Raw genomic sequence first — 7211 nt, forward strand, 5'->3', positions numbered from 1 at the left:
CGGCACCCCCCGTGGGTGCCGGGCCGTCGGCGTCTCACCGGAACCCTGCGGTGCGTCGGGGGTGGGTCCGGGTCATGGGCCGTGGTGACTCTCGAGGCCGGGCAGCTGGTGCTGGCCGTGGGGCACGGCCCGTGCCCCCGCCTCCGTGTCGGTCAGGCCGGCGGACGCGACCGTGGAGACGGCCACGGCGCCCACGAAGAGGATCGCGAGCGACACGGCGGCTCGCGGCCTCCGCCCGGCGGTCGTCGCCGCAGGCGCGGTCCGGGACCCGTCGGGTCGGTCGGCATCCGGCCTGCCCTGCCCCGGTCGGGCCGTGGCACCCACCACGCAGGCGGCAGCGAGCTGGAGGGCGGCGGCCGCGGCGGCCGCACCGATGTGGATCCCCTGCGTGACGCCCATCGCGATCCCCAGGACGCTCGTCACGGCGAGAGCCCCGACGGCGAGCCGGGCGAGCACGGCGGGATCGGCGCCGCGTATCGCCGTCCCGCGCAGGACGAGCACCGCCACCACGATCTCGGTCGCGCCGACGACCAGCGAGAACACGCCGTGGGGGCGGGGAAGCGCGCCCCGTACCAGGCCCAGGTTGACCAGGCCGGCACCGACGAGCGCGAACGCGACGAGGAGGCGGGCCAGGGGCGCGGTCCGGGTCATGCCGTCGCGACGCCCGTCTCGGCGCGGCGATCCGCGCCCAGCCCGACGCCGAGCAGCAGGAGGGCGCTGGCCAGGTGCAGCACGTTGTCGGCGCCGTTCAGCGCGATGATGTTCGCGCCCGTGCCGACGAGGAAGAGGCCGAGGACGCCGACCAGCAGGTAGACCGCGCCGACGGTCACGTTGACGCCCTTGGCCGCCGCGACCGAGCGCGAGGCCAGGAGCAGGGCGGCGCCGATCGCGACGTGGATGATGTTGTGCAGCGGGTTCACCTCGAAGAACAGGAGCTTCTCGCCCTCCGTGGCGGCGAAGCCGACGCCCGAGGTGACGACGAACCCGGCCAGGCCGACCAGCAGGTAGACGGCGCCGAAGACTGCGGCGAGGAGACGGTTCGCGGACGAGCCCATGGTGGCTTCTCCTTCTTCTGTCGGGCGCGGGGTGGTCCCGCGCTCGGAGGTGGTTCGGAGCGGTCGGCCGGCCGGATGGGCCTGTGTATCACGCGGTGCGTGCCGCCCTCTTTCCGGACGATGACGAGTACGCAGCTCCGCACGAGCGCTGCAGGAGGAGGTCCTTGCATGTCGATGCAACTTCCTCCTGCCGCGTCGTCGGCGCGCGCCGTAGGCTCGGAGGCTCCGGGGCGCGGCCGCCCCGGCTTTTCGACGAGCCCCCACGAGGTGCGAACAGCCATGACACGAGCCACTGAGGAACCGCTCGGTGGGGCGCCCGACGCCGACGAGAGCCTGGGCGACCGGGCCGCGCGGGCGATCCTGGAGTTCCGGGAGGGGCGCACCGACGCCCTGACCGACCTGGTCCGTGAGGCGACGCCGCTGCTGTGGCACACGGTGCGCGCCCAGGGCGTCGACCGGGACGTCGCCGACGACGTGGTGCAGTCCACGTGGGCGGCGCTCGTGCGGCACGCGGAGACGATCGCGGAGCCGAAGGCCGTGCTGAAGTGGCTCCTCGTGACGGCCCGCCGGGCCGCCTGGGAGACGGTGCGCAAGGGGCGCGCGGACCTGCGCCGCCGCACCGAGCTGCCGGACGACGTGACCGAGGGCGCCGCGGCGCTGCCGGACGCCCGCCCGGGCCCGGAGGCCGAGGTGCTGACCGACGAGCGCGACCGGATCCTCTGGTCGTCGCTCCGCCGGCTCCCGGAGCGCTGCCAGGAGCTGCTGCGACTCGTCTCGCTCGCCGACCGCCCGGACTACAAGGCGATCTCGGCGTCGATCGGCATGCCGGTGGGAAGCATCGGCGCCACACGGGGACGGTGCCTGGCCAAGCTGCGCGCCGTCCTCACGGAACAGGGGGAGGCCTCGTGGACATGAGCCAGAAGCACGAGAACGCGTGGGGCGAGCCCGTGCCCGGCGAGGACGAGGCCCTGGACGCGCGCGACGTCGCGGTCCTGGGGCGCCTCGGCCGCGCCGTCGAGGCGGTCGACCCCGTGCCCGAGGGGCTCGTCGAGCGGTCGCTGTTCGCGATGACGCTCGCGCGCCTCGAGGCCGAGGTGATGGAACTGCAGCAGATCGAGGCCCCCGTCGGGTCCGTGCGCGGCGACGCCCCGCCGCTCGAGGCGCGCACCATCACGTTCACGCACGAGCGCCTCACCGTGATGATCGCGCTGTCCACGGACGACGACGGTACCCACGTGCGCCTCGACGGCTGGGTCGCGCCCGCCGCCACGCTCGTCGTCGAGCTGCGCCAGCCCGGCGGTGAGCGCACCACCACGGCGGACGACGACGGCCGCTTCGCCTTCACCGCCGTCGACCGCGGCCCCACCAGCCTGCTCGTGCGCCTGCCCGACGGCGGCGACGTCACCGTCGCCACGCCGGTCATCGAGCTCTGAGACGGCGGGCGCGACAGGCGCCCACCTGAGAACGTGCGCCGATCCGGCGCGCCCGTGACGAGGAGGACACGTGACCGAGACGCCCAGCGGCCCGTCAGGCCGACCGATGCGGCCTGTCGACCCGCCGATGCGATACCTGGACCCCAACGCGCTGCGTGCACGTCCCGGACGCCGGGCGGTCGAGCCCACCTGGTACGTCGCCGACCGCGTCATCGTGCACGGTGAGCTGCCCGACGGCCTGCGTGAGCGGCTCCGCCGCCCGGGCACCGAGGACCCGCGTCCTCGTCTCCTCGACGTCGAGTACCCCGACGACGACGGCGCAGCGACGCGCGTCGAACGGGAAGCGCGACGTCAGGGATGCCGGCTCGGGCTCCAGGTGCGGTACCGGCCCGACGCGCAGGGGGCGGACGACGACCCGCTCGAAGGCGTGGACGAGGAGCACGGCTTCGTCCTCCGGCTGCTCCCGGAGAACCAGGACGCAGAACCCGACGCGTGGGGAGCCCTCGAGGCAGACGGCGACGACGAGTCGACGTCGTGGTCCCTCAGCCTCGACCACGTGATGTCGGCCCTGCCGTTCTCGACGCATCCGTTCTCGACGCACCCGTTCTCGACGCACCCTTTTTCGACGCACCCTTTTTCGACGCACCCTTTTTCGACGCACCCTTTTTCGACGCACCCCTTCTCGACCCACCCGGCCGGGGGGCTCGCTGAGTACGGCGTACCCGGTTCGGGAGGACGGACGCCGGTACGTTGGCTGGGTGGCGCCCCCGTACGGACCGTGCGGGAGGACGGCGACATGTGGCGCACCCCTGACGGCGCTCGCCGCCCTGTCGTCGCGATACTCGACACCGGGGTCGGGACGCATGAGTGGTTCGGAAGCTACGGGACCGGCGCAGCGCCCGACGGCAACGGAGTCGTTATCCGTGACGCGCTGCTGGGCGACGACCCGATCGGCACCTACCCCGTGGCCACGTTTCCGGAGGAGGACGCCGAGATCGGCGGGGCGAGCACGTCACCCCTGACCGGCCCGCTCGACCCCGTCGCGGGGCACGGGACGTTCATCGCGGGCATCGTGCACCAGGTGTGCCCCGACGCATTGATCCTCCCGGTAAGGACCGTCGGGGGATCAGGCGTGGCCGCCGAGTCCGACGTGATCGAGTCGCTGCGCCGCCTCGCGAGGTTCCACGAACGCGGGCTGGAGGGGTGCGACGACCACGTGGCGATCGATGTCGTGGTGCTGTCGATGGGCTATTACCACGAACGACCCGAGGACATGCGGTGGGATCACCCGCTCCGAGCTGTCCTGGCGCGGCTGCGGGACTCCGGGGTCGCGATCGTCGTCGCAGCGGGGAACGACGGGGAGACGCGGCCGGAGTTCCCGGCCGCCTTTGCGCCGGAGGTCGACCGTCGTGCGGTGCCCCCCACGATCACCGACGCGGGGGACACGTCGCAGGACCGCCCGCCGATCTTGACCGTCGGAGCGCTGAATCCGGACGGGACGACCGCCCTCTTCAGCAACGACGGCCCGTGGGTCACGTGCCTCCGACCGGGGGCCGGAGTCGTGAGCACCGTCCCGACGACGCTCGACGGGCCGATCACACCTTCGCTGCGCATGAAGGAGCGGCACTCGGACCAGTACCGGTCCACGATCGACCCCGAGGGATTCCAGAGCGGGTTCGCGACCTGGAGCGGTACGTCGTTCGCGGCGCCCGTGCTCGCAGGAGAGATCGCGCGTGATCTGTTGCGCCTGCGCCAGGGCTCACCGGCGTTGGGGGCCGACGCGGACCCGACTACTCTCGGGCAGACGAGGGTGCAGCAGATCTGGTCGGCCATCACCGAAGCGACCGGCGGGCTGTCGGTGGGAGGTGCCCAACCCGCGTAGGGACATGAGGTGAGGCGTGGACGGTCTCGAGGCCGTGCTGGATCAGGTCGAGCGGGCACGGACGAGCGCTCGATCGCACCGCCGGTTCGGTCTCGCACTGCGGACGTATCGGGCCGCGTTGCGCAGGCTCGATCAGCTCGACGAGACCCGGGAGGACGTTCTCCGCGCCCGTGCTCGGGTACTCGTGGGTATCGCCACCTGCGAGTACGAGCGGGGCACCGACCGGGACGCGGTCATGCGGGACCTCGACGCTGCACATGACCTGGCGGTGCGCGCTCGTGACGACTCGATGGTGGCGGTCGTCCGTGGCCACCGCGGCCTGCAGCTGATGCGCATGGGGGAGCTGGGTCTCGCCAGGCGAGAGCTCGACTCGGCTCTGGACGGAATCAGCGAGGACCGGGACCTGGTCCCAGTCCTCATCAATCGAGGTTGGCTCTGTCTCGAGACCGGCGAGCTGGATGTTGCGGTCAATGATCTCGAGCGCGGTCGTCTGCTCGCCCACGACGTGGGCGAGACCGCGGTCGAGCTCATGGCGGAGCACAACCTGGGTTACGCCTGGTTCCTCGGCGGCGATCTTCCCGCCGCCCTGCGGTCCATGGACGAGGCAGCTCGGCACGCACCGCCAGAGCATGCCGGCATCGGGCTGATGGACAAGGCTGCCGTCCTCTACGAGGCGGGTCTGGTGTCGGAGGCGGCGGACGCCCTCGGACGCGCAGCGACGGTCCTGGCGGACACCCGCGCGTGGCGGGACCTCATCGACGCGCAGATCGGGCAGGCGCGGTGCCTCGTCGGCCTCGGGCGCTACGCCGAGGCGAACGCTCTCGCCCGGCGGGTCCGGGGGCGCGCACGGCGCGCGGGCCACGAACTGCTCGATCTTCGGGCTGGCTTGATCTCGATCGACGCCAGGCACGGAATCCTTGTCGACGGCGGTGCACCACCCCGCGCCTTCCTGCGACTGGCGCACGACGCCGCAGAGCTGGCAGAACGGGCCAGGACGGTGCCGGGAGCCGACCGCATCGCCGTCGACCTCGAGCTGGTCGTCGCCGAGAGCGCCGTGCGCGGAGGGGTGCCCGAGGCGGCCAGCGAACGTCTGCGCCTGCTTCCGCCGGCCGCGGGGCTCTCGCTGGGCACCCAGGTGCGCGCCCAGGTGGTCCGGGCTCTGGTGGCCTTCGCGGCGGACGATCGGCGCGCTGGGCTCGCTGCGGTGCGCAGGGGTCACCGCCTTCTGGCTCAGCAGCGGCAACGGTTGGGCGCCGTCGAGGCCGTGACCGCGGCGTCGGCCCACGGCATCCGTCTCCAGGCTGTGGACCTGGAGGCCGCTCTGCGATCGCGGCGCGCGGAGGCGGTCTTCGACGCCGTCGAGCGAGGACGTGCCACGTTCGCCGGCTCCGGGCGAGTTCGCCCGCCCGAGGATCCCGAGATGGCTGCGCTGGTCAGCGGCGCACGACGGCTCGCGGAGCGCGCTCGCCAGCTCGAGGGCGACCCGGATTCGGCCCTCGAACAGGTCCGTCTCCGCCGGGACGCGCGGCGTCTGCAGAGCCAGGCACGCGAAAGGTCGTGGCACGCGGACGGGCACGCGGACGTCCCACGGCCCACGTCGGCACGCGAGCTGCGGAGGTCGCTCGAGGGCGCGAGGTCGGATCGCGTGGTGCTCGACCTCATGATGATCAAGGACCGGGTGTGCGCCGTCCGGGTCGACGCACACGGGTCCCGCCTGCTCGACCTCGCACCGCTCACCCCGACGCTCGAGCAGGTGCGCCGGGTCCGGGCTGACCTCCAGGCCCTGTCGAACCCGCTGCTCCCGCAGCCTCTTCGGACGACGGCGTCCCAGTCCCTCTTCCGGAGCCTCGCCTGGCTCGACGACGCTCTGCTGCATGGCGCCGAGGTCGAGGGCCCGGTGTACATCGCGGCGCGCGACCGGCTGGTCTCCGTGCCGTGGTCGCTGCTGCCGTCGCGACGGGGGCTGTCGACGGTGGTCAACTCCTGGGTCACCAGCGGGCACGCGGGGTGGGCGCCAGGGTCGGCACTGGCCGTCGCGGGTCCGGGGCTGCGACATGCGAGCGCGGAGGCGGCCGAGGTGGCGCGCGTGTGGGGGAGCGAGGCGCTGCTGGATGGCGACGCGACCTGTGCAGCGGTCGCGGACGCGGTCGAGCAGGCGTCGGTCGTCCACCTGGCCGCGCACGGGACCCACGAGCCGGACAACCCGGTCTTCTCCAGCCTGCTCCTGGCCGACGGCCCGCTGTTCGCTCACGAGCTGGACGGGCGGGATCTGTCGCGTTCGGTCGTCGTCCTGTCGGCGTGCGACGTCGGCTCGGCGAGCATCCGGCACGGCGGCGAGCCGCTCGGCCTGACGAGCGTGCTGCTGCGCATGGGGGCGCGCGCCGTAATCGCGGCGGTCGCGCCGCTGCGGGACGACGTCGCCGTGCGGGTCATGCCAGCGCTGCACGAAGGGCTGCGCGACGGCCTGCGCCCGGGCGCGGCGCTCGCCCGCGCCGTCGCCGACGAGCCGGAGCCTGTGCCGCTGGTGTGCTTCGGCCCGCTCGTCTTGTGATGTGGACGACACCTTGTGCTCACCCCCCCCGCGACCGGTGTGATGTCGGAGCCGAACTCGGCAGCCCGCCGCAAGGCGGGACAACCGACGGAAGGACGTTCGATGAAGACACGCGCCACCCGCGTCATCGCTGGTCTGCTGCTCGCCGCCACCGCCGTGGTGGGCGCCGCGGCGACGGCGTCGGCGGAGCCCCCGGGCCCGCAGCACCCGTTCACGAGCAGCTGAGGTGCTTGACCTCTGATTCAGGACGGGCGGTGGGGGGGGGCCCCCGCGGCGCCCCCCCCCCCCCC

The 7211-nt window shown here is 73.3% G+C and carries 7 protein-coding genes; 5 read left to right on the forward strand and 2 right to left on the reverse strand.

What is annotated here, in order from left to right:
- Positions 1–72 precede the first annotated feature (72 nt).
- Entirely contained in the window at positions 73–651 is a 579-nt protein-coding gene (locus ACFUVW_RS18195; RefSeq protein ID WP_430572716.1) for a hypothetical protein, read from the reverse strand.
- The gene (locus tag ACFUVW_RS18200) at positions 648–1055 is read right to left on the reverse strand and encodes a DUF4383 domain-containing protein (RefSeq protein ID WP_430554662.1); all 408 of its coding nucleotides are present in this window, start codon (positions 1053–1055) and stop codon (positions 648–650) included. The genes ACFUVW_RS18195 and ACFUVW_RS18200 overlap by 4 nt, the downstream gene beginning before the upstream one ends.
- Before the next feature lie 279 nt (positions 1056–1334).
- Here ACFUVW_RS18200 and ACFUVW_RS18205 point away from each other — a divergent pair, with 279 nt between their 5' ends.
- From ACFUVW_RS18205 to ACFUVW_RS18225, 5 genes are all read left to right on the forward strand, one after another.
- Entirely contained in the window at positions 1335–1970 is a 636-nt protein-coding gene (locus tag ACFUVW_RS18205) for an RNA polymerase sigma factor (protein WP_430572717.1), read from the forward strand.
- Positions 1967–2488 carry a carboxypeptidase-like regulatory domain-containing protein gene (locus ACFUVW_RS18210; RefSeq protein ID WP_430572718.1) on the forward strand — a complete coding sequence of 174 codons (522 nt, stop codon included), beginning with the start codon at positions 1967–1969 and terminating at the stop codon, positions 2486–2488. The genes ACFUVW_RS18205 and ACFUVW_RS18210 overlap by 4 nt, the downstream gene beginning before the upstream one ends.
- A gap of 127 nt (positions 2489–2615) precedes the next feature.
- Entirely contained in the window at positions 2616–4370 is a 1755-nt protein-coding gene (locus ACFUVW_RS18215; RefSeq protein ID WP_430572719.1) for a S8 family serine peptidase, read from the forward strand.
- A gap of 16 nt (positions 4371–4386) precedes the next feature.
- Complete coding sequence (locus ACFUVW_RS18220) at positions 4387–6921, forward strand: CHAT domain-containing protein (protein WP_430572720.1); 2535 nt, start codon at positions 4387–4389, stop codon at positions 6919–6921.
- A gap of 102 nt (positions 6922–7023) precedes the next feature.
- Entirely contained in the window at positions 7024–7146 is a 123-nt protein-coding gene (locus ACFUVW_RS18225) for a hypothetical protein (protein WP_430572721.1), read from the forward strand.
- Positions 7147–7211 lie beyond the last annotated feature (65 nt).

Origin of the sequence: Isoptericola sp. NPDC057391 (assembly GCF_042668085.1) — a bacterium.
In the GTDB taxonomy this organism is placed as follows: domain Bacteria; phylum Actinomycetota; class Actinomycetes; order Actinomycetales; family Cellulomonadaceae; genus Isoptericola.